This is a genomic window from Tomitella cavernea (assembly GCF_016599145.1).
Classification (GTDB): domain Bacteria; phylum Actinomycetota; class Actinomycetes; order Mycobacteriales; family Mycobacteriaceae; genus Tomitella; species Tomitella cavernae.
On record NZ_JAENKO010000001.1, the window covers coordinates 151,482 to 178,260 of the forward strand.

The following is a 26,779-nucleotide window of genomic DNA, read 5'->3' on the forward strand; positions in this document are numbered from 1 at the left end:
TCAGGCCTCCAGTTTCGACAGGGGGATGGTGATGCGGTCGCCGTGCTCGGTGGTGAGCTCGGCGTACGGGAACGGGCTGCGGCGGACCGCGGTGATCTCCGCGAAGACGCCGGGGCGCACGGTGACCCGGTCACCCACGCGGGCGGGCAGGCGGGTCACTTCGTCCTCCACTGATCCGCGTGCGGACACGACGCGAAGTGGGCGAGGAACACGGGGCGGCCGGCGGCGCGCATGCCGTCGGCCTGCCGGGGCTGTACGACTCCGGCGTGCAGCTCGGATCCGGCGCGGGAGACGGCGACGTTCCCCGCCTTCGACGGGACCGCGTCGACAGGCATCAGCGCGCCCTTCTCCGTGCGGCACCACACGATGGGCGTGCCGCAGGACCGGCATGGCTCCGCGCGGTCGGACACCCACACCGGTGCCTGCGGTGCGATACGAGTGGTCACGAGCCCCACCCCCACGCGCCGAGGCGGGCCCAGCGGACGTAGGCGAGCAGGCGAGTCGCGGTGTGCCACGACGCCCAGTCGCGGCCGTCCCCGTAGTCGGGGGCCGGCGTCGGATGCAGCAGTGGGGTCATCGGAAGCTCCTCGGCGGGTAGGGGCGCGGCGTGGGCCGCGCGGGACGGGTGGGCAGACGGCGCAGGCCGAACACGGTCGCGGCGGCGCCGTACACGAAGTCAGCGGCCAGGAACGCGGCCACCGCGCCGGTGGTGGCCGCGGCGACAACCCCGGCCACCACCAGGCCAGCGGCAGCAGCGGCGGGGGCGGTCACGGCATGCCTCCCGTCGGGCTCGGGAGCCGGTCCGACCACTCCGCCCGCCAGGCCGCGCGCTCACGCTCGGACTCTTCGGTGGCGGAGATCCCGGCGATTGCACCCAGGAAATGCGCGCCGCACCGGACGATGAGGCTGCGCGACTCGCCGACCGCGCCCACCTGCACGGGCTCCCGGTACGCGCCGGTGGCCGCCTTGAACCGGGCGAGGATCTCTCCGTTGAAGACGCACTCCTCGGACCACGACGCCGAGCTGTGATGCATGCGGGCGAGCATCCGGTCGATCGCGGGAGCCGGGGCGTCTGCCGCGTAGATCTGCGGCACCCGGTACGACCGGCCGGGTAGCAGCCCGGACTGGTCGGTGATGATCACGTACTGGCCGTCTCCGTGCTGGGCGACCTGGATCTGCACGATGAACTCGGGCGCATCCTCGGACTCCTTGCCCGCTTTGAAGATCGACAGCAGCTTCTTCGCATCCGCCGGCAGGATCGCGAACCGGCCCAGCCCCTCGGCCTGGTGCGAGTGCACCTCGTGCCAGGTAAGGCCCGCCGACAGGTTGTCGGTGGCCCACCAGATCAGCTCGTCCGGGCCGACATCACAGACCACGCAGTGCAGCATCGGCAACTCCGGGTCCCCCGACGCGTGCGGCAGCACGGCCGACAGGGCGGCGCGCAGTTCCTTCGTGCCGACGAGCACGTCGACGCCGCGCGCGACGGGCGGGGCGGTATCAGCTGGTGCGGTCACGACGCCTCCTCGATGAGCGGATGGGGATGGACATTTGGCCGGGCGTCTCCGCCGAGGCGGCTGGGCGGTCGACCCACCGCCAGATCTGCACCCGCCGGTCCGGCGGCAGCGAGTGCCACCAGTCGTCGGCCGCGGCGGCGGTATCCACTACGCGGCTCCATCGCCCGCCGCCTCGCCAGTGGCCACGTCACTTTCGTCCTGCTCCTCGGTCGCGGCTGCGGCGCGGGCCGTCTCGCCCTCGACGATCAGGCGGCGCTCGATGTCGGCGAGCTCGTAACCCCACTCGAGGGAGAGTCGTTCTTTCCAGTCCTCGAGCGCGGTGCCGTTCCGCGTCGACTGCGCGTCGCGCCAGTTGTGCGGGTTGAGCAGGCCCATCTCCCACTGCGGCCCCTCGTCGAGCAGGTAGGCGGCCGCGGCCAGCTGGTGCCGGTTCAGCCGGCCGATCGCCTTCTCGATGTCCCCGACCGGCGTCGCGTCGGTGGTGTTCGTCCAGGTGATCTCGACTTCCGGCAGGCCGAGGATCACCCGCACGTACTCGTGCTTCAACGGGGCCTGGCGCATCCGGTCGGCGGCAAGATGCACCACCACCGGCCGCAGCAGCTCCTCCGCGCGGGCCGCGGTCGACACGCCGCGCGCCTGCTCGGCGAGGTGCCGCCAGCGGACGCGGGCCGCGGCCGCGACTTCCTCCGTCTGCTGCCTTATGGCCTGGTCTTCTTCGCGGCGACGGGCCTGCGCCGCCGACTCCTCCCGCTGCGCGGCTTCCTGCTCGCTGCCGGTTTCGGGGGTGGGCCGGCGGCGCAGCCACACCACCAGCTCCGACTCGTGCACGTCGACGAGGGCGCGCACCTCCGCCGACTTGGGGTCGTCGGGTTCGGCGTCGAGTTCCTCCCACACGTCGTCGATGTCGGCGGCCCCATCGACCTCGTCCGGGTCCACGCCCGCGTCGATCTGCTCCTGGGCTATCTCTTCGCCGAGCTCGTCGAGGGTCACCGAGTTGATGCCGCGCCCGGCGAGCTCGTCGCGGGCTGCCTTGGCGGCGGCGGCGCGGTCGCGGCGCCGGCGGGCGTACTCGAGGTGCAGCTGGAACATCGACGGCGAGCCGATCAGACCGGCCAGCTTCTCGTACTCCTCGTGGTCATCCGAGAACTCGTCGAGCGCGGCGACGTCGGAGAGCTTCGCCTGACCCTTGTCCACGTAGCCGCGGACTCTCTCCGACTGACGGGCCAACACCAGGTGATCCCCGACATGCGCGACGGAACGGCCGGTCTTCTTCGCCACCTTCGCCGGCGTCAGACCCAGGTCGAGCAATGCCTGATACGCGCCCGCCTCCTCGCTGACGGTGAGGTCGGTGCGGTCCTTATTCTCAGCGAGCATCGCCACGATCTGCTCCGGCGCGTCGTCGAGGTCGCCGCGCACGATGCACGGCACCGCGGTGAGGCCTGCCTTGATCGCGGCCTGCAGGCGGCGATGCCCGGCGATGATCCGGTACTTCGGGCCGCCGTCACGGACGCCGTCGGAGACCACGATCAGTGGCTGCATCACGCCGACCGCGGCGATTGACCGGACCAGGTCCGCGTCGACCGTGACCTCGCTCCGCGGATTCCGCGTATTGCGGGCCAGGTCCTCGATGGGCACGTTCACCACGGCGCGAATGTCCCCGGTCCCGGCGGCCGGGGCAGCCGCGGCCGGGGCTGGCGCCGGATCCTTCTTCTTCGTGGTCATGAGGTCTCTCCTGGGATGCTGCGGCCCAACGCCCGGGCGATCTCGGCGCGCACGTCGTCGGGCATGGGGTTGTGGGACTTGTTCGCCGTGCAGGTGCGGCGATGCGGGATGAACAGGGGCGTGCCGTCCGCGATCGCGGCGGCAAGGTCGCTGCCCGCCAGGGGCCGGCCGATCAGCCCGTCGGCGCCGCCGGTGACCACCTGGAACACGCCGTGGTCATCCGGGCTGGCGTCGAGGGCAAGGCGGGTGCCACGACCAGCCGTGGTCACCCACACGATCGGCGCCTCACACCGGCTACACGTGGTGGTGCGGCGGTGGGTTCGGCGGGCAGCTGCCATCAGCCCTCCTGCGGTGTCTGGTCGGGCGGGGCGGGCAGGTAGTCGATCTTGATGACCCGCGGCCACGGCACGTCGGTGGTCTGCACACCGGTGGGCAGCGGGGCGGCCCGCTCGACGGTGACCAGGCCGGCGAACGCGTTCTGGTCGTGGGGGCCGACGAGGACGCGGCCGGTGATCGTCGACCACGTCCGTCCTTCTTTCGTGCGCGGCACCTCGAACACGACGTTCGCCCAGCTCGACCGCTGCGGCCCGCTCATGCCGCACCCCCGTACCTCTTCCCGACGAGACGCACGCGGGGCGCGCTGATCGCCTCCACCCGTGCCGCCCGCGCGGCGTCCGTCTCGTCGGGGTCGACGAGGGCGGCCAGGGCCATGGTGATGTCGGCGAGGGCGGCCGGCCGTTCCCCTCCGATCCGGGTCAGCAGGGCGTGAAGGGCGTGCGGGTCCTGCTCGCGGATCCACGCCGCGGCTTCGAGGGCGGCGTCACCGACCCGGTCCAGGTCGCCGAGACGGCCATGCGGGGACGCGGGGCTGGGCGTCGACGCGAGGGACTCGAGCAACGTGCGCATCACCGATCACCCCGCTGTGCCCGGGCGATGATCTCGGCGACCTGCGCCGAGCCCTCGAGTCGGCGGCGGACCTCCGCGTCAGCCGCCGACTCGCCCGGCTGCGGAGCCTGGGCGAGGCGCACCGCCAGATCACGGGACAGGACCGGCTGGGCGCGGTCGATCTCGGCGCGCACTTCGGCGCGGATGATCGCGCGCAGCTCGGCGCGGCCAATCGGCGGCTCCGGCACGGCGTCCTTCTTCCGCGGGGCCTTGAACCGGTGATCGGTCGGCACGGTCTCGTGCAGCACGCGGGCGTGACCGCACCGCGCGCAGACGTCCTGGCGGGTCATCGGGTCTCCTCGAGTGGGTCGAAGCCGTACTCGGCGGCGAGCTGGTCGTAGATCGGCGTCGCCGACACCGGCCGGCGCATGGGATGCGCTTCGGTGCGCGGCGGGTACCAGGGGCGGATGCGGTGCGGGAGCAGCGGTCTCATGGGTGGTCTCCGGTGTCGTGGAAGAGAGGGAAGTCGAGGTCGGCGGCGTGGAGCTGGTGCATGCCGTCGTCGAACCGTCCGCCGCGGAAGTGGAAGCGCCGCGAGAGCTGGTCGACGACGACGGCGCCGTCGGGGATCTGACTGACGTGCCAGTAGAGGGTCACGGCGCCGCCGCCTCGTCGGCCCGTGCCTTGCGGTAGCAGCCCGAGCACATGCCGCGCGCGGCGACGGCCACCGTCCCCGGCGCCAGCGCCGTCGTCGCGTGCTGGGCGCGCATGGCCCGGCCGCAGCCACCCGCGCAGGGATCGCCCGTGCGCACTGTCCGTGTCCGCGGCTTGGCGTGCAGCGCCGCGTGCTCGTTCTTCGACAGCGGGACCGACGGCCGGGAGCATGCCTCCGACGCGTCGGGGCTGATACCGAGCATGGCCATGAACTCGGCGGCCTCAGCGGCGGTGCGCGCGTTCGCGCAGACGGTGCGGCGCGCGGCCTCCGCCTGCTCCTCATGCACAGTCAGCCCATCGGCCGGGATGACCGGGCGGCAGGTTCCCACGGTCGCGACCATCACCGACCACCCGCCTGCGGCGTGCGGGCGGGGATGCCCTCACCCCAGCGGGGCACGTAGCCCGACTGCCGGTGCTGGTGGTCGTGGAGCTCGTCGCGGCAGCGGCGGCCATGCCGGGTCAGGGTGCCGTCGGCGCGGACCACGCCCGGCCGGCACTCGCGGGCCGACAGGAACGCCGTCACCGGGGTGCGCGGCGACACGCGTCGGTCGGACGCGTCGTCGAGCATGTCCTGCACCCACGACGGCAGGCTCCACACCGAGTGCTTAGAGACGCTCATCGCGCACCTCCTCGGCGGCGACGATCCGCGCGACCTCGACGATCGCCGCGCGCGGCACCGACAGGTACAGCGGGCCGAGCTTTCCCAGGTTGGCGTTCAGCTCGATGTGCACCGCGTCGTCGAGGACGAGGACTTCGGCGCGGTCCGCGACCTGCAAGTCCTCGCACAGCCAGGCCTGGCAGGCGACGTCCAGGGGGCGCAACGCCCCCTGATCAGTACGCAGGGCCATGGTCACCACCCCCACGATCCGACGAGCGCGGCCGCCACCAGCAGGCAGCCGAGCACCGAGACGCCGATCAGCGCGGCCTTGTGGAGCCGCGAGAGTTCGGACCACCGGTCCCAGCCGGTGACCGGCTCGACGCCGAATCTGCACGCCTGCGGCACCGGCGCGCCGGGGATCCGGCGGGGCAGGACACGGCCGGTCTGCGCGTCGACCTCGTCGTGGGAATCCTGCGCGGTGTCCATCGGCGTGCGCTGTGCGGCGGCCGCGGGGTGCCGGCGGCGCGCCTCGAGCTGATCGAGCACGCGCAGCGGGTCCGGCACCGGCAGCGGGATCCTCACCGAGGCGTGCGGCAGATTGTCGTAGTAACTCATGCCACTCCCCCGATCGCGAGCTGGCCGCCGGAGAGCTTCGCGTGCAGATCCGCGACGCCCTTGACCGTGATGCGGATCGTCGGCGCCGGCAGCTCGTACTCGCCGGTCTTGCGGTTCAGGAACGGCGTGGCCGGGCGCTCATGGAGCCGGCCGCATTCGACCTGCGTCTGGTAGGCGCACCACCCGCCGCGCGGCCCCTTGCGCCGGTAGATCCACTTCGCGTCCTCCATCAACGTGAACAGCCGGTTGCGGCCGACACTGATCCCGGCGTCCTGCGACAGGATCTTCGCAGCGTCACCGACCCCGTAGTTGCCGTCCGCGTCGGCGAGCTGCCGCCAGGCACGGGCGTCGGGCTTGAGGTCCTCGACGACGGACTCGAGCTCGCGCACCCGGTGGGTGGTGATCGCGAGGGCCTGGGCGACGATCTCGTCATCCGTCAACGCGGGCCGGGTGGTCTCAGCCTCCCGGGTACGGACAGCGAAGTACGCCTGCGCCGCGGCGACCTCCGGCATGTTCGGATCGCCGTTCATCGCGACTAGGTATGCGGCGAACCGGGAGAGGTGGTAATCCTCGCGGTCTCGCGTCGCTCCGGAGCCGATCGCGACCTTTTGCACCGATCGGGGAAAATGGTCCTCGACGTGGTGGCCCTGGTTCCTGGCCGTCGTCATGGCGCGTGACAGGCCGGTCTTGAACTTCTCCCACCGGGAGTACTTCTCCGCCTCCATCAGTCCGCGGGCGGACCAGTACTCGGTGCCGTCGGGGCGGGTGCGTTTGATCGCATCGAACGGCGAGGCGCCGGACGTGCTGGGTAGTATCTGAGGGGACACAGTGGTCCTTTCGCTGGTGTGTCGTTGCCCGTCCGGGAGGGAAGCCCGGGCGGGCTTTTTCATTCAGGAAGCGGCTTTGCGCGGCGTCGGCTTCTTGGCTTTGGCCTCAGCGCGCGCGTCGACGTCCGCTGGGTCGAAGAGGTACGCCCCCGTCCGACCAGGCAGCTTCTTCGCGCGGAGCGTGCCTCGCTCGACCGCGGCGATAACCGCGCGTCGGGTGACCCCGAGGCGGGACGCGGCTTCCTTCGCCGTGATCACATGCTCAATACTTGGCATGGTTGAAGTTCTATCGTTGTAACTTCATCCATGTCAAGTCTTGCACGCTTGTGTCGTGTCGAACCTGTTGCCAAGTTGTGAAGGGTGCGCTAGTTTGAGCGCATGACAAGCGCGTATGAAGCCGGCACAATTCCGGAGATCAAGATCCAGCACAGGATGCGGATCGCGCGCGAGCACGCCGGCCTCGAGCAGGCGGAACTCGCCGGGCGAATCGGCATCAGTCGCACATCGGTGAGCAACGCAGAGAAGGGCAAGTATCAGCCTCGCCAGATCACCATCAACGCATGGGCGTTCGCGACCGGAGTCCCCGCGACGTGGCTAGAGACAGGCGTAGACCCCCACCCGGCCGGGCCGGATGGGGGTCAGGGTGCCCCCTGTCGGGCTCGAACCGACGACCTGCGGATTAAAAGTCCGTAGCTCTACCAACTGAGCTAAAGGGGCTCGGTCGGACACGATACTTGGCCACAGTCCACGCCCACCACACGACCCGCCTACGACAGACCTCACAAGGCCACACTCAACTCTTGACGACAAGCCCGGAATACCCGACCGGACCCCCTTGTTGGTTGAGTCAGAAGCACTCATATACAGGAGGCTGTTCATGGCAGTGTTCAACGGGCCGGGTTCGTTCGGCCGTGGCGGCTCCGGCATTCCGGGCGGATTCGGCCAAGGCAACCCGTTCTCCGGCAACCCCGGCGGCCGTCGCCGCATCGAGCTGGGCGCCGTCGCCGACGAGGAGACGCAGAAGATCGTCGCGCAGGCGTTCGCGGAGGCACAGAGGCACGGCGAACCGGTCGTCGACTCGCTGCGCATCCTGCACGCGACCGCGCAGCACGAGCGTGTCGCAGCACTGCTGCAGGCCGCAGGCCTCGACCCCGCCGCGCTCGGCCCCGACGCGCGCGAAACCGGGGCGAAGCCGTCCGATTCCGCCACCGTGTCGACCGACGCCCCGTCGCTGGGTTTCGAGGGCAGCCGCATCCTCAGCGAGTCACTCGAGGTCGCCAGGGCAACCGGTGCACAGCGCATCGCACCCGAGCACGTTCTGCTCGCCCTCGCCATGACTCCCGACCTTCCGGCAGGCCGGCGGCTGAGAGACACGGGTGCCACGCCCGATCGACTCATCGCCGCGGCGCAGGGGCAGGACCCGGCGCAGGCCGGTGCGAGTACCGACAGCGGAGCCGACTCGATGCTGGCGAAGTTCGGTGACGACCTCACTGCGCGTGCCCGTGACGGGGGCTTCGACCCGGTCATCGGCCGCGGCGACGAGATCGAGCAGGTGGTGGAGATCCTGCTGCGCCGCACCAAGAACAACCCGGTGCTCATCGGCGAGGCGGGCGTCGGCAAGACGGCGATCGTCGAGGGGCTGGCCCAGCGCATCGCCGACGGCAACGTCCCCGAGCTGCTCCTGGGACGTCGGGTCGTGGCGCTCGACCTGGCCGGGATGCTCTCCGGCACCCGCTACCGGGGCGACTTCGAGGAGCGGCTGACGAAGCTGCTCGACGAGGTCTCCGCGGCCGAGGGCGAGACCATCGTTTTCGTCGACGAGCTCCACACCATCGTGGGCGCCGGCGGGTCCGAGGGCGCCATGGACGCCGGCAACATCCTCAAGCCCACGCTGGCACGCGGCGATCTGCACATGATCGGCGCGACAACGCTCGACGAGTATCGCAAGAACATCGAGAAGGACCCCGCACTGGAGCGGCGGTTCCAACCGGTGACGGTGGCCGAGCCGAGCATGGAGGACGCCATCCTCATCCTCGCCGGTCTGCGCCCCGCCTACGAGAAGCACCACGGAGTGACCTATACCGAGGAGGCGATCCGCGCCGCCGTCGAACTGTCGAAGCGGTACGTGACCGACAGGCTGCTACCGGACAAGGCGATCGACCTGATCGACGAGGCCGGCGCGCGCAAACGGCTCGCGACCGCCGACACCGACGCACTGCACCGTGAGATGGCGCGCCTGACCGCGCAGAAGGACGACGCCGTCGCCTCGGAGGACTACGAGTCGGCGGGGGCCCTGCGTGACAAGGTCGCCTCGCTCGAGCAGCGCGTCGCCGCGGCACAGGCCGAAACGCCGGTGGCCGGGGGCGCCGATGCGGCGGGCACCGACGACACGGTGACAGCGGAGGACATCGCGGTCATCATCGCGCGTAAGACTGGAATCCCCGCCGACCGCATGACCGAGCCCGAACGCGACCGGCTGATACGCCTCGAGGACGAGTTGCACGCGCGGGTCATCGGCCAGGACGACGCCGTGCACGCGATCGCCCGGGCCGTGCGCCGCAGCCGGGCGGGCATGTCCGACCCGCACCGGCCCGTCGGGAGCTTCCTGTTCCTGGGGCCTACGGGAGTGGGCAAGACCGAACTGGCGAAGACGCTCGCGCAGAGCCTGTTCGGCGATGCCGACCGGATGATCCGCCTGGACATGAGCGAGTTCGGCGAGCGGCACACGGCAAGCCGTCTCGTGGGCTCTCCCCCGGGGTACGTCGGGTACGGCGAAGCCGGCCAGCTCACCGAGAAGGTGCGGCGGAACCCGTATTCGGTGATCCTGCTCGACGAGATCGAGAAGGCGCACCCGGACGTGTTCAACGTGTTGCTGCAGGTGCTCGACGACGGCCGCCTCACAGACGGCCAGGGACGCACGGTCGACTTCACCAACACCGTGCTCATCATGACGAGCAACCTGGGCTCCGAATTCGTCTCGTCGCGCTCCGGCGGGCTCGGGTTCGGCACGCTGGACGGGGACGGCACCGAGAAGCAGGCACGTGACCGCGTGATGGGTCGCCTGCGGGAGTCGTTCCGGCCGGAGTTCCTCAACCGCATCGACGAGGTGGTGGTGTTCCAGAAGCTCGCCGCAGAGCAGCTGCACCGGATCACCGACAAGCTCCTCGAGGACAGCCGCGAGCGGCTCGCCGCGCGGGAGATCGGGATCCGCTTCTCCGACGAGGTCGTCGGCTGGCTGGCCGAGCGCGGCCACCAGCCCGAGTACGGTGCACGGCCGCTGCGCCGCACCATTCAGCGCGAGGTCGACGACAAGGTCGCCGACCTGCTGCTGGACGACCGCGTGCACAGCGGAGACACCATCGAGGTGACGGTGGACGGCGACGAACTGGCGCTGGCGGCCGACTGACCGGCAGGCGGCATGCGTATCGGCTCGCGGATGACGGCGGCCCCCTGAGGATGCTTCTCAGGGGGCCGCCGTCCGCCGTCATAGGCGTCTACGCCGGCAACCTGTCGTACTTCGCATACTCCACGAGCAGCTCCTCGCGCACGGGCCCATCGAGCTCCGCGTACTCGAGGGTCTTCGTGTCGCCGACGTACACGGTGTGCGCGTCCACCCACGACTCGCGACGCAGCTTGGGCTTGTCGATCTTGCGGGTGGCCGTCACCGGGATCGTCGAGGTGATGCGCACGAATCGCGGCGCCCACTTGGTGCCCAAGTCCGGCTGGGCGGCCAGGAACCGGCCGAACTCCGCCGGGTCGAACCCGGTGTCGCCGAGCATCTGGATGGTCGCCATCACCTGGTCGCCCGTGCGCGGATCCGGCACCGGGTACACCGCCACCAGCGACACCCCGGGGAACCGGGCCAGGATCCGCTCCACCGGCGCAGCCGAGAAGTTCTCGCTGTCTACCCGCATCCAGTCACCCTTGCGTCCCGCGAAGTAGAAGAAGCCGTCGGCGTCGCAGTAGGCCAAGTCGCCGGTGCGGTAGGCCTCGCCGTCGATCCGGTCTGCGGTGGCTTCGGGGTTCTTGTAGTACCCCTCGAACATCGCCGCGCCGTTGAGCGTGGTCAGCTCGCCGATCGCGGCGGCGGCATTCGTGATCTTCCCGTCCGTGTCGAACTCGGCCGGCGGGCATTCGTCCCCGTCGTCGTCGAGCACGCGCACGTCCATGAAGATCGGCGGCCGCCCCAGCGACTGCGCGGGCGCATCGGGCGTCTGGCTGACGATGCAACCGCCCTCGGACGACCCATAGCTTTCGATGGGCCGCACTCCGAACCGCCGCTCGAACTCGTCGCGGTCGTGCGGCGCGGCCTCGGTGCCGAACACCGTGCGCAGCCGTGTGTCCGCCTCCTCCGGCGTCTCCGTCACTGCGAGGATGTACGCCAGCGACCGGCCGACGTAGTTGAAGAACGTCGCCCCGAACTTGCGGACGTCCGGAAGGAACCCGGACGCCGAGAACTTGCGGCGCATGCTGAACGTCGCGCCGGTGAACACCGACGGGGCCCAGCAGGAGAAGATCGCGTTGCCGTGGAACAGCGGCATCGAGTTGTAGGTCACGTCGTCGCGCACGAACGACAGGTGGTTGATCGCCGCGAGCGCCGCCAACCGGCCGTTGCTGCAGATGACCGCCTTGGGGGCGCCGGTCGAGCCGGACGTGAACGTGAGCAGCAGGCTCCGGGACGGGTCGTGCGCCTCCGGCACGTCCGGCACGTCGGAACCTGCCGCGTCGGCGAGAAGTCCGCGCCACCGCATGCCCTCCACGTCGATGATCCTGTCGGCGTCGACGCCCGCGTCCAGACCTTCCAGCACCGCGCCCTGCACCGCATCGGTAAGGATCAGGTCGCAGTCCACCCCGCGGATGTCGGCCGCGAGTTCCGCGCCCCGGCGGGTGGGGTTGATGCCCACCAGCGTTGCCCCCGACAGTCCCGCTGCCGCGATGAGGAAGATGTACTCCGGCACGTTCTCGAGGAGCACGCCCACGTGGAACGGCTTGCCGTCGCGCTGCAGCCCGCGCAGCACCACGGCGCGGTCGATGGCCTCCTGGACCACCTGCGCCCAGGACCACGCCGAGTCTTCGAACAGCATGCCCGGATGGTCGTCGCCGCGCCGCCGCATGAGGACGTCGGCGAAGGTGAGCCCCTGGGCCGCGGCCTCTTCCGGCAGCAGCCGCTCGACGTCCGCCGACTCGCTCGTCGGCGCCACGTATTCACCGTCGCCGCCGCGCGCCGCGCCCGTCGCCGTTTCCTCCGCGGGGCCGCTCGCCGTGGTCCCGCCCGTGTTCCCGGTTCCGATCGTCATATCGCGCATCCCACCGTGCCGGGGTCCACATTTTCAGCCGCTGTCCCACACATCGGACATATCGGGCGAAGGCGGTCCCCGTCGGACGCATCCGCCGGGGATGCGGCTACTCGCCCACCCACACCGTCTTGGCGTTGCAGAACTCGCGGATGCCCTCGGCATGGAGCTCCCGACCGTATCCGGAACGCTTGACGCCGCCGAACGGCAACTCCGGGTACGACGTCGTCATCCCGTTGATCGTCACCGCGCCGGCCTCCAGATCGCGGATGAACCGGGCGCGTTCGTCCGCGTCCTCGGTCCACGCCACGGCGCCGAGCCCGAAATCGACAACGTTCGCCAGCGCGACGGCCTCGTCGACGTCCGCCACCCGATACAACGACGCGACCGGCCCGAACACCTCCTTGTAGTAGATGTCCATCTCCGGGGTGATGCCGGTAACGACGGTGGGCGGGTAGAACCACCCCGCGCCGTCCAGCCGCTTGCCGCCGCACAGCGCCCTCGCCCCCGCTGCGAGCGCCGGATCGACGAGCGCCTCGACATCCTTGCGTCCCTGCTCGGTGGCCAGTGGGCCGACGTCGACGCCGTCCTCCATCGGGTTGCCGACGCGTAGTGCATTCATGCCCGCGACGAACTTCTCGCTGAACTCGTCGTAGACGTCCGCGTGGACGATGAACCGCTTGGCTCCGATGCACGACTGGCCGTTGTTCTGTGTACGAGCGAACACCGCCGTCTTCACCGCGCGGTCGATGTCGGCGGACGGCATGACGACGAAGGGATCGCTGCCGCCGAGCTCGAGCACCGTGTGCTTGATCTCGTCACCCGCGATCGACGCGACGGAACGCCCGGCCGGCTCCGAGCCGGTCAGCGTCGCCGCCTGCACGCGGGGGTCGCGCAGCACGGCCTCGACGCGGCGGGAGCCGATGAGGAGGGTCTGGAAGCAGCCCTCGTCGAACCCGGCGCGCGCGAACACATCGCCGAGGTACTGCGCGCACTGCGGCACGTTGGAAGCATGCTTGAGCAGACCCACGTTGCCGGCCATCAGCGCGGGGGCGGCGAAGCGTACGACCTGCCACAGCGGGAAGTTCCACGGCATCACCGCGAGCACCGGGCCGATGGGCAGATACTTCACGTAGGCGTCCCGCGCCTTGACGGCGGCCGCGTCCCCGGGGGCGTCGGCGAGGAACTTCTCGGCATTGTCGGCGTAGTACCGCATCGTCTTCGTGCACTTGGCGATCTCGCCGCGGGCCGACTCGCGGGTCTTGCCCATCTCCACGGTCATCGTCTCGGAGAGCGCGTCGGCCTCCGAATCCATCAGGTCCGCCGCCGCCCGCATGAGGCGGGCACGCTCGTCGAAACCGGTGAGGCGATGGCGCAGATACGCCTCGTGCGCCAGTGCGACGCGCCGCTCGACCTCGTCCACGGACATCTCGTCGAACTCGCGGACGAGTTCACCGGTGGTCGGATCAATGGTGGCGATTGACATCTGCGTCCTCCCGTCGCTGGGTCCAGGCCGCCACGGGACGGCCCTGGCCCCAGGATGCCCTTCCGTGCGACCGCGCACCGGCGTTCGCCGAATTCAACATCCGGGACCCTTCCTCGGGTACCTACGGTGCCGTAAGGTGACCGTGTCCGGAATCGCGATCGGGAGGGAACCGATGACCAGCACGCTGACCGAGCTCGAATTGCTCACCGAACTCGAGCCGGTGGTCGAGGCCAACCTCAACCGGCACCAGTCGATGGCCAAGGAGTGGCACCCGCACGACTACGTCCCGTGGGACGAGGGCACCAACTTCGCGGCGATGGGCGGCGCGGATTGGGACGAGGAGCAGTCCCGCCTCGACCCCACCGCCAAGGCCGCGATGATCACGAACCTGCTCACGGAGGACAACCTCCCCTCCTACCACCGTGAGATCGCCACGAACTTCTCTCTGGACGGACCGTGGGGCACGTGGGTGGGGACGTGGACCGCGGAGGAGAACCGGCACGCGATCGTCATGCGCGACTACCTCGTGGTCACCCGCGGCGTCGACCCGGTGGCGCTCGAGCGCGCGCGCATGCAGCACATGATCACCGGCTACAACCCGCAGACGGACAAGGACATCCTGCACTCGCTGGCCTATGTGACGTTCCAGGAGCTCGCCACGCGCGTGAGCCACCGCAACACCGGCAAGGCCTGCGGCGACCCGATCGCCGACCGCATGCTGCAGCGTGTCGCCGCGGACGAGAACCTGCACATGGTCTTCTACCGCAATCTGTGCGAGTCCGCCCTGGAGCTCGCGCCCGACCAGGCCGTGGGCGCCATCGCCGACATCCTCGAGGCCTTCGAAATGCCCGGGCACGGAATGCCCGACTTCCGCCGCAACGCGGTGCTCATCGCGAAGAACGGCATCTACGACCTGGGACAACACCTCAACGAGGTCGTCAAGCCCGTCCTGCGCAAGTGGAACATCATGGAACGCACCGACTACTCCGGCGAGGGCGAGCGGCAGCGGGATCGCATCGGCGCGTTCATCGACGAACTCGAGGGCAAGGTCGAGCGTTTCGAGCAGACCCGCAATCGCGCGCTCGAACGCGACCGCAAGCGCCGGGATTCGCTCGCCGGCTGAGTTCCGGCACAATGGACGGGTGCTTTCCCTTCAGACCCGTCCCGCCCCCTTGACCATCGGCCCGTTCGCGCTGCGCAGCCCGGTGGTGCTCGCCCCCATGGCAGGAGTCACGAACGTCGCGTTCCGCACGCTGTGCCGCGAGGTGGAGCAGGAGCGGTCCGGCAGTGCCGCTGGGCTCTACGTGTGCGAGATGGTCACCGCCCGCGCCCTCGTCGAGCGGCATCCGGTGACAATGCACATGACCACCTTCGGGCCGGACGAGTCGCCGCGCTCGCTGCAGCTGTACACCGTCGACCCGGCCACCACCTACGACGCGGCGAAGATGATCGTCGACGAGGACTTGGCCGACCACATCGACATGAACTTCGGCTGCCCGGTCCCCAAGGTGACGCGGCGTGGCGGCGGCTCCGCCCTGCCGTACAAGCGGGCCTTGTTCCGGCAGATCGTTGCGGCCGCCGTCCGCGCCACCGAAGGCAGCGGCGTGCCGGTGACGGTGAAGTTCCGCGTGGGCATCGACGACGAGCACCACACCCACCTGGACGCCGGGCGCATCGCCGCCGAGGAGGGCGCGGTGGCGCTGGCCCTGCACGCGCGCACGGCCGAGCAGCGGTATTCGGGACACTCGGACTGGTCGCAGATCGCCCGGCTCGTCGAGCACGTCACCGACATCCCGGTCCTGGGCAACGGCGACATTTTCACCGCGCAGGACGCCTCGCGGATGATGGCGGAGACCGGTTGCGACGGCGTGGTCGTCGGCCGCGGCTGCCTGGGCCGGCCGTGGTTGTTCGCCGAGCTGGACGCGCATCTGAGCGGCCGCGAGATGCCGGTCCCACCCACGCTCGGCGAGGTGGCACGGATCATGCGGCGGCATCTGGAACTGCTCATCGCCCACCACGGTGAGCTCAAGGGCTGCCGCGAGATCCGCAAGCACATCGCCTGGTACATGCACGGCTTCCCGGCCGGTTCGGATCTGCGGGTGCAGTTGGCCCGGGTCACCGGCATGGCCGAGTTCGAGGATCTCCTGGGACGCCTCGACCCGGACGTGCCCTTCCCTGCCGACGGCTACCAGCCACGCGGGCGGCAGGGATCGCCGGGGAAGGTCGTCCTGCCCGAGGGCTGGCTGGACGACCCGGACGACGCGACGGTGCCGTTCGGCGCGGACGTGATGAACTCTGGCGGCTGATCCCGGGTGGGCGTCACGGCACCGTGACGGGCCGATAAGTACGATGAGTGATCGACCCGGCGCCACTGTCAGGGAAGCACCGGGCGCAGGCAGCGGGCGGGGCTGCCGGCTGCCGCGAACGGCGGCAAGGCGACACGCACACACCGGTGGCACCGGGCCGTCGTGGACGGCCGACGGGTCGACGAGCATGAAGGGCGGGAAGTGACAGACGATCACCGTTTCACCGCCCCCTGGGAGCGGCCCCTATCGCGCATCCGCGGCGAGGAGTCCGTGCCGGCGGACGCTTCCGCCGGTTCCGACCGGGGCCCCGGAGACCAGTCCCCCGAAGGCCGGGAGCCCGACGACCAAGCCGCCCGGGGCCGGGGCGACGACGGCGGGCGGCGCAGACTCGGCTCGGCCGGTGCGCATCCGCATGGCCGCGTCACCGTCGCCGACCTCATCGCGCGCATCGGCCACCCGGGCCAGGCCCCTTCCGCCCCCGAGGATTCGGTGCCGCAGGACCCCGGGAATCCGGCACCGCAGGCCCCGGAGGGCACGGCGTCCGGGATTGCGGGCGGGTCCGGGATTGCGGGCGGGCCTGTCGGGACTGGTCCAGAATCGCCGGCCGCGCCGCCGGATGCCGCCGCGCCGCCGGATGCCGCCTCGCCGCCGGATGCCGCGGCACCGCCGAGGAGCGGGCGACCGACGGACGGAACGCCGCAGGACGGCCCCGAGCAGGACGGCCTGGCACAGGATGACCTGACACAGCACGGCCCGGCACTTGACGGCGACGGCCTCGCGCGCACCGGCCTGCCGCACAAGGACCAGGACGACGAAGAACCTCGTTCCGCGCCGGAGGCCGCCTCGTGGATCCGTTCCGCGCTGCCGCTGAACATCCCGGGACGTCTCCAACACAACCGCGCCGACAACGGCCGCCACCCCAACTATTGGCTACGCCTCAGCCACGTCGCTGTCGCCTTGGTGTCGGTGCTCTCCCTGGTGGTGACCGGCGCAGTGTGGAGTTACCTGCGCATCACCGACAGCCAGTACACCCAGGTCTCCGCGCTGGACCAGAACTCCGACGATGTGCGCAACCCCGCCGGGCAGTACGGCGACGAGAACTACCTCATCATCGGCACCGACACCCGCGCCGGCGCGAACTCCGACGTGGGCGCCGGCAGCGCCACGCAGGTCGAGGGCGCAAGGTCGGACACGATCATGCTGGTCAACATCCCGGCCGACCGCAGCCGCGTCGTGGGTGTTTCGTTCCCGCGCGATCTCAACATCGACCGTCCATCCTGCGAGCGCTGGGACAACTCGTCCGGCACCTACACCGACGAGATCGTGCCGGCGGAGGACGACGTCAAGCTCAACAGCGCGTACGCCTTCGGGGGGCCCCGGTGCCTCGTCCAGGTGATTCAGAAGCTCTCGGGGATCAAGGTCAACCACTTCCTGGGCATGGACTTCGCCGGCTTCGAGGCGATGGTCGACACCGTCGGCGGCGTCGAGGTCTGCACCACCAGGCCGCTGGTGGACGATGAACTGGGCACGATCCTGCCGGAGCCGGGCCCGCAGACCATCAGCGGCACCACCGCCCTGGAGTACGTCCGGGCCCGCAAGGTCGAGGCGGAGGGGAACGGCGACTACGGGCGGATCAAACGCCAGCAGATGTTCCTGTCCTCGCTGCTGCGCAAGGCCTTGTCGCACAATGTCCTGCTGGACCCGGGCAAACTGAATTCGTTCATCAACGAGTTCATCAAGGCCTCCTTCGGGGACAACCTCGACACGCAGGCGCTCATCACGCTCGGCCGCTCGCTGCAGAACGTCGACGCCGATCAGGTCACCTTCCTCACCGCCCCCACCGACGGCACCGACGCCTGGGGCAACGAGACGCCGCGGCTCACCGACATCCGGAACATTTTCGACGCGATCATCGACGATGAGCCGCTGCCCGGAGAGCAACGCGAGGACGCGAAGGCGGCGGCGGCCACCAGCAAGGCTCCCGTTCCCACCGGCGCCCCTGCGGGCCCCGGCACCGGGAACGGCGCGGATGCCCCCCAGGTTCATGCCATGTCGCCGGGGACGATCTCGGTGCAGGTCAGCAATGCGTCGAGTATCAACGGATTCGCCTCGGCGACCGCCGACGACCTCGGTGCCGAGGGCTTCCAGATCTACAGCATCGGCAACCACACGTCCGACGTACCCGGAACGATCATCCAGTTCTCCGGGGACAACCTGGCGGCGGCGGCCACTGTGGCCTCGGCGTTCCCGGGGGCGAAGCTGCAGCGCACCACCGGGTTGGGGTCGATCGTCGAGGTACTGCTCAGCGACAGTTCCCCGCAGTCCATCGTCAGCCCGGACGCCCCCGGCTCGGTGCTCGACCCGGTGCTCGCCGGTGACAGTACGGAGGCGGGGTCGGTGCCGCTGGATGTCAGCGTCGTCAATGCGGGCGACGTCAGCTGCGGCTGACCGCGACGCGACCGGAGGTCTCCCGCCAGATGTCCCGCACAGCGGACCGGACGTTCACCTCGAATTCACGCCGACCGAACCGTCCCGTCGGCTTGGCCGCCTAGGCTTGGGTCCGTGCGAACCTTGTATACCGAGCAACTCGATCAGCTCTCCACCGGCCTGGCGGAGATGTGCGGGCTCGCGGAAGACGCCATGGACCAGGCCACCGAGGCGCTGCTCCAGGCAGACCTGCCGCTCGCCCGGCGAGTGCAGTCCACGCGGCCCGTATTCGACGGGCTGGCCGCGCAGTGCGAGGAGCAGGCGTTCGCCCTTCTCGCACTGCAGGCTCCGGTGGCCGGGGACCTGCGCCAGATCGTCAGCGGCATCCAGATCGTCGCCGACCTCAAGCGCATGGGCGCGCTGGCGGCGCACATCGCGAAGGTCGCCGAGCGGAACCACCCGGAGCATGCGCTACCGGAGGAGGTCGGCGGCCACGTCGCGGAGATGGGCCGCATCGCGGTGGCCCTCGCCGACGCGGCGCGCGAAGTCCTCGTCACGCATGACCCGCACCGTGCGCGCGGACTCCAGGCCGAGGATGACGCGATGGACGACCTGGACCGCCACCTGCTCACGGTGCTGATGGACCGGGAATGGCGGCACGGCGTGGGCACGGCAGTGGACGTGACGCTGCTCGGCCGGTTCTACGAGCGGTTCGCCGACCACGCAGTGCAGGTGGCCCGCCGGGTGGTGTTCCTGGCGACGGGCGAAATGCCGGACCAGATAGTCGACCACGAACTGCTGTGACGCGCAGCGCCGCCACGGCACCCTGCCGTGGCGGCGCTTTCCTGTCTCCCCCGGCTTCCCCGACCGCCATCCATGCCTGCTCTCCGCCCGCCTTCCCGGCGGAGCCGGCCGCACATCAGCCGAAGCGGCCCGAGATGTAGTCCTCGGTGGCCTGCTGGGCCGGGTTGGAGAAGATCGTCTCGGTATCGTCCACCTCTACCAGCCGGCCGGGTAGACCCACACCCGCAAGGTTGAAGAAGGCGGTCCGATCGCTCACCCGCGCGGCCTGCTGCATGTTATGGGTGACGATGACCACCGTGTACTCCTCCTTCAACTCGTCGATGAGCTCCTCGATCGCGAGCGTCGAGATGGGGTCGAGGGACGAGCACGGCTCGTCCATGAGAAGCACCTGCGGCGATACCGCGATCGCGCGTGCGATGCACAGCCGCTGCTGCTGCCCGCCCGAGAGTCCGCCGCCCGGCGCACCGAGCCGGTCCTTCACTTCGCCCCACAGATTCGCCCCGCGCAATGCCTGCTCGGTGATCTCGGCCAGAGCGGACTTGTCGCGCATCCCCTGCAGCCGCAGACCGGCGACGACGTTCTCGCGGATCGACATGGTGGGAAAGGGATTAGGACGCTGGAACACCATCCCGATCGTGCGGCGCACCGCCACCGGGTCCACGCCCGCGCCGTAGATGTCCTCGTCGTCGAGCCGGATGCTGCCCTCCACGCGAGCACCGGGGATCACCTCGTGCATACGGTTGATCGACCGGAGCACGGTCGATTTGCCGCAGCCCGATGGCCCGATCAGCGCGGTGACGCTGTTCGCCGGCATCGTCAGGTCGACGTCGGCCACGGCGTGGAAATCCCCGTAGTGGATGTCGACGTTCTGCAGGTCCACGCGCCTGGTCATCGCGGGCACTCCTTCTCGAGATGTGGATCCGGGGAACGCTCCCCGGTACGGATTGCGGCGGGGCCCGCCGGCCCTGCCGTCGGATTCACCTGTCGCCGCCGCGCACCGTGGACCGCCGCGCCAGCAGCGTCGCCGCTATGCTGAGGACGGCGACCATGCCGATGAGTGTGAGCGCCGAGCCCCACATGCGATCCGCGCCGACTGCGCTGGGGTTGTTCATCTGGTCGACGATCAGGCCGGGCAGCGTCCCCATCTCCCCCGACCCCAGATCGAAATTGATGAACGGCGCGTACCCGACGAGGATCAGCAGAGGCGCAGTCTCGCCGAGCACCCGCGCAACGGCGAGCATCGTTCCGGTGACGATGCCCGGCAGCGCCGTGGGCAGCACCACCCTGGCGATCGTCTTCCACTGCGGGACGCCCAGCGCGTACGACGCTTCACGCAGGTCGCCCGGGACGATCCGCAGCATCTCCTCGGTCGACCGCACCACCATCGGCACCATCAGCAGCACCAACGCCAGCGACACCGCGATGCCCGACCTGTCGAAGCCGAAGGTCACCACCCACAACGCGTAGATGAACAGGGCCGCGACGATCGACGGCACCCCCGCGAGGACGTCGACCATGAAGGTCGTCACCCGGCCGAGCCGCGACGGGCCGGCGTACTCGACCAGGTACACGGCCACGAGGATCCCCACCGGGATAGCGATCGCAGAGCACACCAGGCCTTGCAGAAGCGTGCCGATGATGGCGTGGTAGACGCCTCCGCCGGCGGTGGTCGAGGACAACCCGCTGAGCGAGTGGGTGAACCACGTCGACGAGGTGACCGCCGGCAGCCCTTTGGCGACGACCGTCCACAGGATCCAGGCCAGCGGAACCAGCGCCGCGGCCACACTCGCCCACACCAGTACGCCCGCCGCGCCGTCGACGGTGCGGCGCCGGAGGGAGGTCGGGATGAACGACGCGGACGGTCCTGCGGCCCGTACTTCGGAATCGACGGTCATGACCTGCCTCCGTTCCCGCGCGCCGCGATCAGCCGGGCCCCCGCGCCCACGACGAACGTGAGCGCGAACAGCACCAGCCCGGCGGCGATGTAGGCGCCCGCCTGCAGTGCGTTGTTGAATTCCGCATAGCCGAGGGCGATCTTCGACGCGATCGAGGCGCCGCTGTCGAAGAGCGACCAGCCGAACGCCGCAGACGTCGTCTGCAGCACCATGTACAGCGCCATCGTCTCGCCGAGCGCGCGGCCCAGCCCCAGCATCGACGCTCCGATGAACCCGCTGCGGCCGAACGGCAGCACCGCGAGCCGCACCACCTCCCAACGGGTCGCCCCCAGTGCGAGCGCCGCCTCCACGTGCTCGCGCGGGGTCTGCGTGAACACTTCGCGGGTCACCCCGGCGATGATGGGGATGATCATCACGGCGAGGACGATGCCCGCGGTGAACACGGTGCCGCCGCCGGCGACGGATCCGGACCCGGTGGCGAACAGCGGGAACCAGCCGAAGGTGCTGTTCAACCACGTCGCCACCGGTTCCAACGCCGGCGCGAGCACCAGCAGCCCCCACAAGCCGTAGACGACGGACGGGACGGCGGCCAGCAGGTCCACGATGTAGGAGATCGGCCGGGCGAGACGGCGCGGCGCGTAGCGCGTCACGAACACCGCGATCCCGAACGACACCGGCATCGCCATCATCAACGCGAACGCCGAGACGAAGACGGTGAGCGCGAGCAGGTCGGCGATGCCGAACGCGAGGTGCTGGATGTCCGTCGTGGACCATTCGTGCGAGGTGAGGAAGTTGGCCTCATTGCGCTGCAGTGCGGGCACCGCGCGCCAGGCCAGGAAGATCCCGATCGCGGCCACCATCGCGGAGACGCCGACCGCGGCCGCCGTCGTCGCCGATCGCAGCACGCGGTCGCCGGTGCGTCCCGTCGACTCGGCCCGCGTCCGGCGCCGGTCGAACCGCCCGCCGCTGCCTGGATCTCCGCCGTCCGCCCCGCCGGAACCGTGGGGGCGCGTCCGCGTACCCACGGTTCCGGGCTGCCGAAGCATCGTCGTCATCTCCTGATCAACCGGCCGTGATCGAGTCGATCGCATCGGTCAGCGTGGAGCGCAGGTCGTCGGGCAGCGGAACGTAGCCGATGTCCGCGAGCCCCTTCTGCCCCGGCCCGGCGGCGACGTTCAGGAACGCTTTGACCGCGCCTGCCGTCTGCTCGTCGTAGCCGCTGCCGCAGACGATCTCGTAGGTGGCCAGCACCAGCGGGTACGCGCCGGGTTCCTCGGTGCCGTAGATCGACGTCAGGTCCATCGCGAGGTCGTTGCTGCCCGGGTTGACGAACTCGACCTGCGAGATCGCGGTCGCCGCGGTCTCGGGGGTCAGTTCCACGGGCCCGGCGCCGCTGTCGATCCGCGCGGTCTGCAGCCCGGACTGGGTGGCGAACGACGCCTCCACGTAGGTGATCGACCCTTCCGCGGAGGAGACGGCCTGCGCCACTCCTGCCGAACCCTTCGACCCGTTGCCCACGCCGCCGACGAAGTCGGAACCCGCGCCCTGCGTCCACACGCCGTCCGACGCGGTCTCCAGGTAGGTCTGGAAGTTGTCGGTGGTGCCGGACGAGTCGGAACGGTAGACCACGCCGATCGGCGTCGCGGGCAGCGCGGCGTCCGGGTTCAGCGCGGCGATGGCCGGATCATTCCACGTGGTGACCTGGCCGGAGAAGATCTTGGCCGCTGTGGGCCCGTCCAGCACCAGCCCGTCCACTCCGGGCAGGTTGTAGGCCAGCGCCACGGGGCCGAACACCATCGGGAGGTTCCACACCTCGCCGCCGCCGCAGCGGGCCATCGCCTGCTGCTGCTGTTCGCCCGTGATCGCCGAGTCCGAGCCGGCGAAGTCGACCTGGTCCGCGATGAACTGCTTGCGGCCGTCGCCGGAGCCGCTCGCCGTGTAGGCGAGGTTGGCGCCCTGGTCGCCGCACGCCGCGATGTAGGCGGCCGTGAACTGGTCCATCGCGTTCTTCTGCGCCGACGAGCCGGCCGCGGACAGCGCGCGGGCGTCGGCGCAATCGACCTGGAAGTCCTGTGCGGCGGCGGCCGCCCCGGTGCCGGCCGCGGCGGCGGCACTGTTGTTGTCGCTTCCGCATGCCGCGACCGTCATCACCGTCGCGGCGGCGAGTCCCAGTGTTCCGATCGTCCGCCCCGCCGCGGCGGTCCGACGATTCGCTCGGCGGCCCCGTCGCGTCGCGCGGCCGTTCTGCAGCTGTGGTGTCTGCACTCGTTCCCCTCGGTTCGCATCGACGGCGCCCTGCCGTCGATGCGAACGCTAAGAGCCGGGGATTACCGCGTCACAGCGCAAAAGTGAACGCACGCGGAACTGTGGATGACTATCGCCGCCGGTCCGCCGTCAGCTCGACCAGCCGTAGGCCACGTCGACGCGCGAACGGGTGAAGCCCAGCCGCGAATAGGTGTTGACGGCGGCGGTGTTGTCGCCCTCCACATAGAGCATCACCGTCTCCAGTCCCAGGTCGCGCAGGTGCTCGAGGCCGATGAGCGTGAGCACCGAACCCAGCCCGCGCCCCTGCGCGGCAGGGTCCACGCCCAGCACGTAGACCTCGCCGAGCGGCGGTGCATCACCACTCGCCGGGTGGACCTTCGTCCAGTGGAAGCCCAGGAGCGTGTCGGGATCCGTCTCGTCGAACGCGAGGAAGATGCCGTCGGGGGTGAACCAGGGCTGTGTGCGGTGCTCGGCGAAGTCGTCGCCGGTCCAGCCGCCCTGTTCCGGATGCCAGCTGAAGGCTGCGTTGTTGACGCGCAACAGCTCCGCCTCGTCGCCGCCTCGGAAACTGCGGACCGTGACTCCGTCCGGTACGCGCAGTGGCGGCAGGGCCGGGTCCGTCAGCGGACGCGCGAGCTGCAACAGTTCCCGCCGGACGTCCATGTCCATGCGCTCGGCCACCGCGCGCGCCGCGGCCCCGTCACCGTGCGCCCAGATACACCCCTGCGAGCCGGCCTCCGCCGTGGCGGTCTGCAGCAACGCCGACGCGATGCCCGTGCCCCGTGCGTCCGGCACCACGAACGCCTCGACCATCGCACGCGGGGTCTTCGGCGCCTCGATGTTCGCGTAGGCCAACAGCCGCCCGGCCGCATCACGCACCAGCAGATGCAGCACCCCGTCACCGCCGGCGAGGCTGCGCATCGGGCCGTCGCCGATCGGTTCCGCCCCGTCCACTCGAGTCGTCACGGCGACCGCCGAGCGCACCGCGTCGGCCTCCTGCTGCGTCAGCTGCTGCGTGCGCCGCAGCTGGTGGCCGCCCCCCGCACCGCCCCGTCCCGCGGCGTCTCCGGTGTGATCCTGTGGACCAGACATTCTCCCGACCTCCTCGCACAGGTGCCGCGGCGGGTCTTCCGCGCGGCACGCATCCAACGGCGTGGGTGCGACCGGCGCCGGCCCCTGCGGCGTCAATCGCCCGGTTCGCGTGAACCCGGCTGCGGAACCGACTTGTACCCCACATTCCGAACGGTACCGATCATCGACTCGTACTCGCTGCCGAGTTTCGCGCGCAGGCGGCGGACATGCACGTCCACCGTCCTCGTGCCCCCGAAGTAGTCGTACCCCCACACTTCGTGCAGCAGCTGCGCACGGGTGTACACGCGCCCCGGGCTGTGACAGAGGAACTTCAGCAGCTCGAATTCCTTGTAGGTCAGATCCACCGGACGGCCGCGAAGCCGCGCGGTGTACGTGTGCTCGTCGATCACCAGCTCCCCCAGCGTGACCGTCGACGCTGCAGCGCCGTCCGGCTCACGTGCTCCCCCGCCCCGGGCCGCGTGCGCCCCGAGCAAGCGCAGGCGCGCGTCGACCTCCGCCGGGCCTGCGGAGGACAGTACGAAGTCCGCGAGCCCCCATTCGGCGTTCAACGCGATCGCGTCGCCCTCGGTGACGACGACCAGCACCGGCACCCCCGGCGCCGCGGCCGCCAGCGAGGCCGAGGCGGCGCGCGCCCGCGGAAGATCCGCCAGCGCGTCGACGACGATCACGTCCGCGCGCACCGCCTTCTCCGGGGCGTCGGCGAGCGTGGAGACGACCTCGACCCCGTGTGCGAGCAAGCCGAGTGGCGGCAGCACTGCGGCCGCGTCGTTCGCCGCCGACAACAACAGCAGGTCCACCCGGACTCCCTCTCGGAGGCCATGGATCCCCCGGCGGCCCCGGCCGTCCCGGCCCGAACACTGTGCCCCGGGCAGGACCGCGGAAACCGGCCCCCCATGCGCACAGCGGATCCATGGCTTTGCGCCGATTCTATCGGCAGGCCCCTCCGCTCGAAGCGCGCCCTGCGGGATCGGCGACAATGGCCCGGTGCGGAAACTCGTCCTGGGAGTGGCGGCGCTGCTGGCGCTGCTCGTCGTCGTCGACTTCGGCGCCGCGATCGCGACCGAGTACCGCGTCTCGCGGGCGGTGCGCGACACCGCTGCACTCGGCAGCGACCCCGAGGTCTCCATCTCCGCGTTCCCGTTCCTGTGGTCGGTGCCTCGCGGCCACGCCTCCGCCATCACCGTCAGCGCACAGGACGTGCCCACCCCGATCGCCTATCGCACCACGGTCCAAGCCCGCTTCACCGGTGTCGGATTCCCGGACGACGGCATCATCTCCGACCCCCGCACGACCATCCACGCGGAGCATGCCACCGCGAGCTGGGTGATCGGCCAGACCACTCTCGGGCGGCTGCTCGGTGTGCCGGATCTCGAGGTGTCCGAACCGCCTGCCGCCGAGGACGCCCCCCATGCGGGAGCGCTCACCTACGGCCCCCCGCTGAGCGCCCACCGCGTGCTGCTGACCGGCACGGTGCAGACGTCCGCGGACGAGTCCGGCCCCGTGCGCAGCCCGGTCTCCGTCGTCGCCTACCTGGTATTGGACAAGGGCATTCTGTCGATCGTCCCGAGCGCGGTGTGGCCGCGTCCCGGCGCGCCGGGGATCGATCCCGAGCCCGTGCCGTCGATCGAGGTCGTCGGCCCGCAATTCGCCATCACCATCGATGCCCGCGCGCTTCCATACGGCCTCGACGCCACCCGCGTGCTTTCCGCGGGGACCAACATCATCGTGCAGGGCGACGCCGCCGACGTGCAGGTCCGCCTGACCGAACTCGTCACCGCGACGGACACGACGAGCCCGGAGGGGGTCGGATGATAAAAGCGGTGATCCTCGTGGTCGTGATCGTCCTCGCCGTGGCCGTCGGGCTGGCGTTGCGTGCCCGCTCCGGGAAGGTGCGCCCGTCCGGTGGTGGGCAGACCGAAGGTCCGCCTCCGGCCACGGACGCCCCGGGCGGGGCGGGCCGGCCGGACGACGATCTGGCGCTGCTGCGCGCCGCGGGACTCCACGGCGACGGACCGGCGGTCGTGCACTTCTCCGCCTCGTGGTGCGGACCGTGCGCGGCGGTGCGCCGCGTGGTGGCCGGCACCGTGGGACGGCTCGCGGAGGAGGATCCCGCAGGCGCGCCCGTGCAGGACCTCGAGCTCGACCTGGACGAGCACACCGCGCTGGCCCGCCGCCTGCACGTGATGTCGCTGCCCACGACTTTCCTCTACAGACGCGACGGCTCACGGCACGGGCGGATCAGCGGCGTGCCGGATGCGTCGGCACTGGCAGACGCGCTGCGCTCCCTGCGCTGAACCGCCGATGCGGCGTACCTGCACGGCGCACCGGCCGCGCC

Annotated in this window: 33 protein-coding genes, 1 tRNA gene and 1 pseudogene; 8 read left to right on the forward strand and 27 right to left on the reverse strand. The window is 70.5% G+C overall.

What is annotated here, in order from left to right; genetic code table 11:
* From JJ683_RS00775 to JJ683_RS00855, 18 genes are all read right to left on the reverse strand, one after another.
* Window positions 1-159, reverse strand: a complete 159-nt coding sequence (locus tag JJ683_RS00775) for a hypothetical protein (protein ID WP_200170767.1) — start codon at window positions 157-159, stop codon at window positions 1-3.
* Window positions 156-446, reverse strand: a complete 291-nt coding sequence (locus JJ683_RS00780; RefSeq protein ID WP_200170768.1) for a hypothetical protein — start codon at window positions 444-446, stop codon at window positions 156-158. The genes JJ683_RS00775 and JJ683_RS00780 overlap by 4 nt, the downstream gene beginning before the upstream one ends.
* Window positions 443-577 carry a hypothetical protein gene (locus JJ683_RS19355; protein WP_277952037.1) on the reverse strand — a complete coding sequence of 45 codons (135 nt, stop codon included), beginning with the start codon at window positions 575-577 and terminating at the stop codon, window positions 443-445. Before JJ683_RS19355 ends, JJ683_RS00780 begins: the two co-directional genes overlap by 4 nt.
* Window positions 574-771, reverse strand: coding sequence for a hypothetical protein (locus JJ683_RS00785; protein ID WP_200170769.1), 198 nt, complete (start codon window positions 769-771; stop codon window positions 574-576). Before JJ683_RS00785 ends, JJ683_RS19355 begins: the two co-directional genes overlap by 4 nt.
* Window positions 768-1,514 carry a hypothetical protein gene (locus JJ683_RS00790; protein WP_200170770.1) on the reverse strand — a complete coding sequence of 249 codons (747 nt, stop codon included), beginning with the start codon at window positions 1,512-1,514 and terminating at the stop codon, window positions 768-770. The genes JJ683_RS00785 and JJ683_RS00790 overlap by 4 nt, the downstream gene beginning before the upstream one ends.
* 147 nt (window positions 1,515-1,661) lie before the next feature.
* Window positions 1,662-3,236: a ParB/RepB/Spo0J family partition protein gene (locus JJ683_RS00795; RefSeq protein ID WP_200170771.1), complete on the reverse strand. Its 1,575-nt coding sequence runs from the start codon at window positions 3,234-3,236 to the stop codon at window positions 1,662-1,664.
* Window positions 3,233-3,505 carry a hypothetical protein gene (locus JJ683_RS00800; RefSeq protein WP_200170772.1) on the reverse strand — a complete coding sequence of 91 codons (273 nt, stop codon included), beginning with the start codon at window positions 3,503-3,505 and terminating at the stop codon, window positions 3,233-3,235. The genes JJ683_RS00795 and JJ683_RS00800 overlap by 4 nt, the downstream gene beginning before the upstream one ends.
* A gap of 68 nt (window positions 3,506-3,573) precedes the next feature.
* Complete coding sequence (locus tag JJ683_RS00805) at window positions 3,574-3,831, reverse strand: hypothetical protein (protein ID WP_200170773.1); 258 nt, start codon at window positions 3,829-3,831, stop codon at window positions 3,574-3,576.
* Complete coding sequence (locus JJ683_RS00810; RefSeq protein ID WP_200170774.1) at window positions 3,828-4,142, reverse strand: hypothetical protein; 315 nt, start codon at window positions 4,140-4,142, stop codon at window positions 3,828-3,830. Before JJ683_RS00810 ends, JJ683_RS00805 begins: the two co-directional genes overlap by 4 nt.
* Window positions 4,142-4,471: a hypothetical protein gene (locus JJ683_RS00815; RefSeq protein WP_200170775.1), complete on the reverse strand. Its 330-nt coding sequence runs from the start codon at window positions 4,469-4,471 to the stop codon at window positions 4,142-4,144. The genes JJ683_RS00810 and JJ683_RS00815 overlap by 1 nt, the downstream gene beginning before the upstream one ends.
* On the reverse strand, window positions 4,468-4,614 hold the full coding sequence (locus JJ683_RS00820; RefSeq protein WP_200170776.1) for a hypothetical protein: 147 nt from the start codon (window positions 4,612-4,614) through the stop codon (window positions 4,468-4,470). The genes JJ683_RS00815 and JJ683_RS00820 overlap by 4 nt, the downstream gene beginning before the upstream one ends.
* On the reverse strand, window positions 4,611-4,778 hold the full coding sequence (locus JJ683_RS00825; protein WP_200170777.1) for a hypothetical protein: 168 nt from the start codon (window positions 4,776-4,778) through the stop codon (window positions 4,611-4,613). The genes JJ683_RS00820 and JJ683_RS00825 overlap by 4 nt, the downstream gene beginning before the upstream one ends.
* Complete coding sequence (locus tag JJ683_RS00830; RefSeq protein ID WP_200170778.1) at window positions 4,775-5,179, reverse strand: hypothetical protein; 405 nt, start codon at window positions 5,177-5,179, stop codon at window positions 4,775-4,777. Before JJ683_RS00830 ends, JJ683_RS00825 begins: the two co-directional genes overlap by 4 nt.
* Window positions 5,176-5,454, reverse strand: a complete 279-nt coding sequence (locus JJ683_RS00835) for a hypothetical protein (protein WP_200170779.1) — start codon at window positions 5,452-5,454, stop codon at window positions 5,176-5,178. Before JJ683_RS00835 ends, JJ683_RS00830 begins: the two co-directional genes overlap by 4 nt.
* Window positions 5,441-5,683 (reverse strand): hypothetical protein, encoded by a 243-nt coding sequence (locus tag JJ683_RS00840; RefSeq protein WP_200170780.1) that lies wholly within the window; start codon window positions 5,681-5,683, stop codon window positions 5,441-5,443. Before JJ683_RS00840 ends, JJ683_RS00835 begins: the two co-directional genes overlap by 14 nt.
* A 2-nt stretch (window positions 5,684-5,685) precedes the next feature.
* Window positions 5,686-6,048, reverse strand: coding sequence for a hypothetical protein (locus JJ683_RS00845; RefSeq protein ID WP_200170781.1), 363 nt, complete (start codon window positions 6,046-6,048; stop codon window positions 5,686-5,688).
* Window positions 6,045-6,875 carry a phage antirepressor KilAC domain-containing protein gene (locus JJ683_RS19535; RefSeq protein WP_200170782.1) on the reverse strand — a complete coding sequence of 277 codons (831 nt, stop codon included), beginning with the start codon at window positions 6,873-6,875 and terminating at the stop codon, window positions 6,045-6,047. Before JJ683_RS19535 ends, JJ683_RS00845 begins: the two co-directional genes overlap by 4 nt.
* 63 nt (window positions 6,876-6,938) lie before the next feature.
* On the reverse strand, window positions 6,939-7,133 hold the full coding sequence (locus JJ683_RS00855; RefSeq protein ID WP_200170783.1) for an excisionase family DNA-binding protein: 195 nt from the start codon (window positions 7,131-7,133) through the stop codon (window positions 6,939-6,941).
* A 174-nt stretch (window positions 7,134-7,307) separates the two neighbouring features.
* Here JJ683_RS00855 and JJ683_RS18790 point away from each other — a divergent pair.
* Window positions 7,308-7,427: pseudogene (locus JJ683_RS18790) on the forward strand (helix-turn-helix transcriptional regulator); the annotation flags it as partial.
* A gap of 92 nt (window positions 7,428-7,519) precedes the next feature.
* Here JJ683_RS18790 and JJ683_RS00865 read toward each other — a convergent pair.
* Window positions 7,520-7,592 (reverse strand) — tRNA-Lys (locus JJ683_RS00865).
* 160 nt (window positions 7,593-7,752) lie between these two features.
* On the opposite strand from JJ683_RS00865, the gene JJ683_RS00870 reads away from it, so the two are divergent.
* Entirely contained in the window at window positions 7,753-10,281 is a 2,529-nt protein-coding gene (locus JJ683_RS00870; protein WP_200170784.1) for an ATP-dependent Clp protease ATP-binding subunit, read from the forward strand.
* A gap of 88 nt (window positions 10,282-10,369) precedes the next feature.
* Here JJ683_RS00870 and JJ683_RS00875 read toward each other — a convergent pair whose 3' ends face one another.
* Both JJ683_RS00875 and JJ683_RS00880 read right to left on the reverse strand, forming a co-directional pair.
* On the reverse strand, window positions 10,370-12,172 hold the full coding sequence (locus JJ683_RS00875) for an AMP-binding protein (RefSeq protein WP_200170785.1): 1,803 nt from the start codon (window positions 12,170-12,172) through the stop codon (window positions 10,370-10,372).
* 106 nt (window positions 12,173-12,278) lie between these two features.
* The gene (locus tag JJ683_RS00880; protein ID WP_200170786.1) at window positions 12,279-13,655 is read right to left on the reverse strand and encodes an NADP-dependent succinic semialdehyde dehydrogenase; all 1,377 of its coding nucleotides are present in this window, start codon (window positions 13,653-13,655) and stop codon (window positions 12,279-12,281) included.
* A gap of 172 nt (window positions 13,656-13,827) precedes the next feature.
* Here JJ683_RS00880 and JJ683_RS00885 point away from each other — a divergent pair, with 172 nt between their 5' ends.
* The 4 genes from JJ683_RS00885 to phoU all read left to right on the forward strand — a co-directional run bounded on the left by JJ683_RS00885 (window position 13,828) and on the right by phoU (window position 19,192).
* Window positions 13,828-14,778 (forward strand): acyl-ACP desaturase, encoded by a 951-nt coding sequence (locus JJ683_RS00885; protein ID WP_200170787.1) that lies wholly within the window; start codon window positions 13,828-13,830, stop codon window positions 14,776-14,778.
* Between the two features lie 19 nt (window positions 14,779-14,797).
* Window positions 14,798-15,961, forward strand: coding sequence for a tRNA dihydrouridine synthase DusB (gene dusB / locus JJ683_RS00890; RefSeq protein ID WP_307810611.1), 1,164 nt, complete (start codon window positions 14,798-14,800; stop codon window positions 15,959-15,961).
* A gap of 201 nt (window positions 15,962-16,162) precedes the next feature.
* On the forward strand, window positions 16,163-18,409 hold the full coding sequence (locus JJ683_RS18795; protein WP_307810612.1) for an LCP family protein: 2,247 nt from the start codon (window positions 16,163-16,165) through the stop codon (window positions 18,407-18,409).
* Between the two features lie 114 nt (window positions 18,410-18,523).
* Window positions 18,524-19,192, forward strand: a complete 669-nt coding sequence (gene phoU, locus JJ683_RS00900; protein ID WP_200170788.1) for a phosphate signaling complex protein PhoU — start codon at window positions 18,524-18,526, stop codon at window positions 19,190-19,192.
* Window positions 19,193-19,307: 115 nt separating this feature from the next.
* Here phoU and pstB read toward each other — a convergent pair whose 3' ends face one another.
* The 6 genes from pstB to JJ683_RS00930 form a co-directional block, all read right to left on the reverse strand.
* Window positions 19,308-20,084 (reverse strand): phosphate ABC transporter ATP-binding protein PstB, encoded by a 777-nt coding sequence (pstB, locus tag JJ683_RS00905; protein ID WP_200170789.1) that lies wholly within the window; start codon window positions 20,082-20,084, stop codon window positions 19,308-19,310.
* Window positions 20,085-20,169: 85 nt separating this feature from the next.
* Window positions 20,170-21,087 (reverse strand): phosphate ABC transporter permease PstA, encoded by a 918-nt coding sequence (gene pstA, locus JJ683_RS00910; protein WP_200170790.1) that lies wholly within the window; start codon window positions 21,085-21,087, stop codon window positions 20,170-20,172.
* On the reverse strand, window positions 21,084-22,142 hold the full coding sequence (pstC, locus tag JJ683_RS00915; protein ID WP_242474278.1) for a phosphate ABC transporter permease subunit PstC: 1,059 nt from the start codon (window positions 22,140-22,142) through the stop codon (window positions 21,084-21,086). The genes pstA and pstC overlap by 4 nt, the downstream gene beginning before the upstream one ends.
* A 7-nt stretch (window positions 22,143-22,149) precedes the next feature.
* Entirely contained in the window at window positions 22,150-23,235 is a 1,086-nt protein-coding gene (gene pstS / locus JJ683_RS00920; protein WP_200170882.1) for a phosphate ABC transporter substrate-binding protein PstS, read from the reverse strand.
* A 246-nt stretch (window positions 23,236-23,481) separates the two neighbouring features.
* Window positions 23,482-24,444, reverse strand: a complete 963-nt coding sequence (gene mshD / locus JJ683_RS00925) for a mycothiol synthase (protein ID WP_200170791.1) — start codon at window positions 24,442-24,444, stop codon at window positions 23,482-23,484.
* A gap of 92 nt (window positions 24,445-24,536) precedes the next feature.
* A complete protein-coding gene (locus tag JJ683_RS00930; RefSeq protein WP_200170792.1) occupies window positions 24,537-25,241 on the reverse strand; it encodes a winged helix-turn-helix domain-containing protein in 705 nt (234 codons plus the stop codon).
* Window positions 25,242-25,428: 187 nt separating this feature from the next.
* On the opposite strand from JJ683_RS00930, the gene JJ683_RS18800 reads away from it, so the two are divergent.
* Both JJ683_RS18800 and JJ683_RS00940 read left to right on the forward strand, forming a co-directional pair.
* The gene (locus JJ683_RS18800) at window positions 25,429-26,256 is read left to right on the forward strand and encodes an LmeA family phospholipid-binding protein (RefSeq protein WP_200170793.1); all 828 of its coding nucleotides are present in this window, start codon (window positions 25,429-25,431) and stop codon (window positions 26,254-26,256) included.
* Window positions 26,253-26,738 (forward strand): thioredoxin family protein, encoded by a 486-nt coding sequence (locus JJ683_RS00940; RefSeq protein WP_200170794.1) that lies wholly within the window; start codon window positions 26,253-26,255, stop codon window positions 26,736-26,738. Before JJ683_RS18800 ends, JJ683_RS00940 begins: the two co-directional genes overlap by 4 nt.
* Window positions 26,739-26,779: the final 41 nt, after the last annotated feature.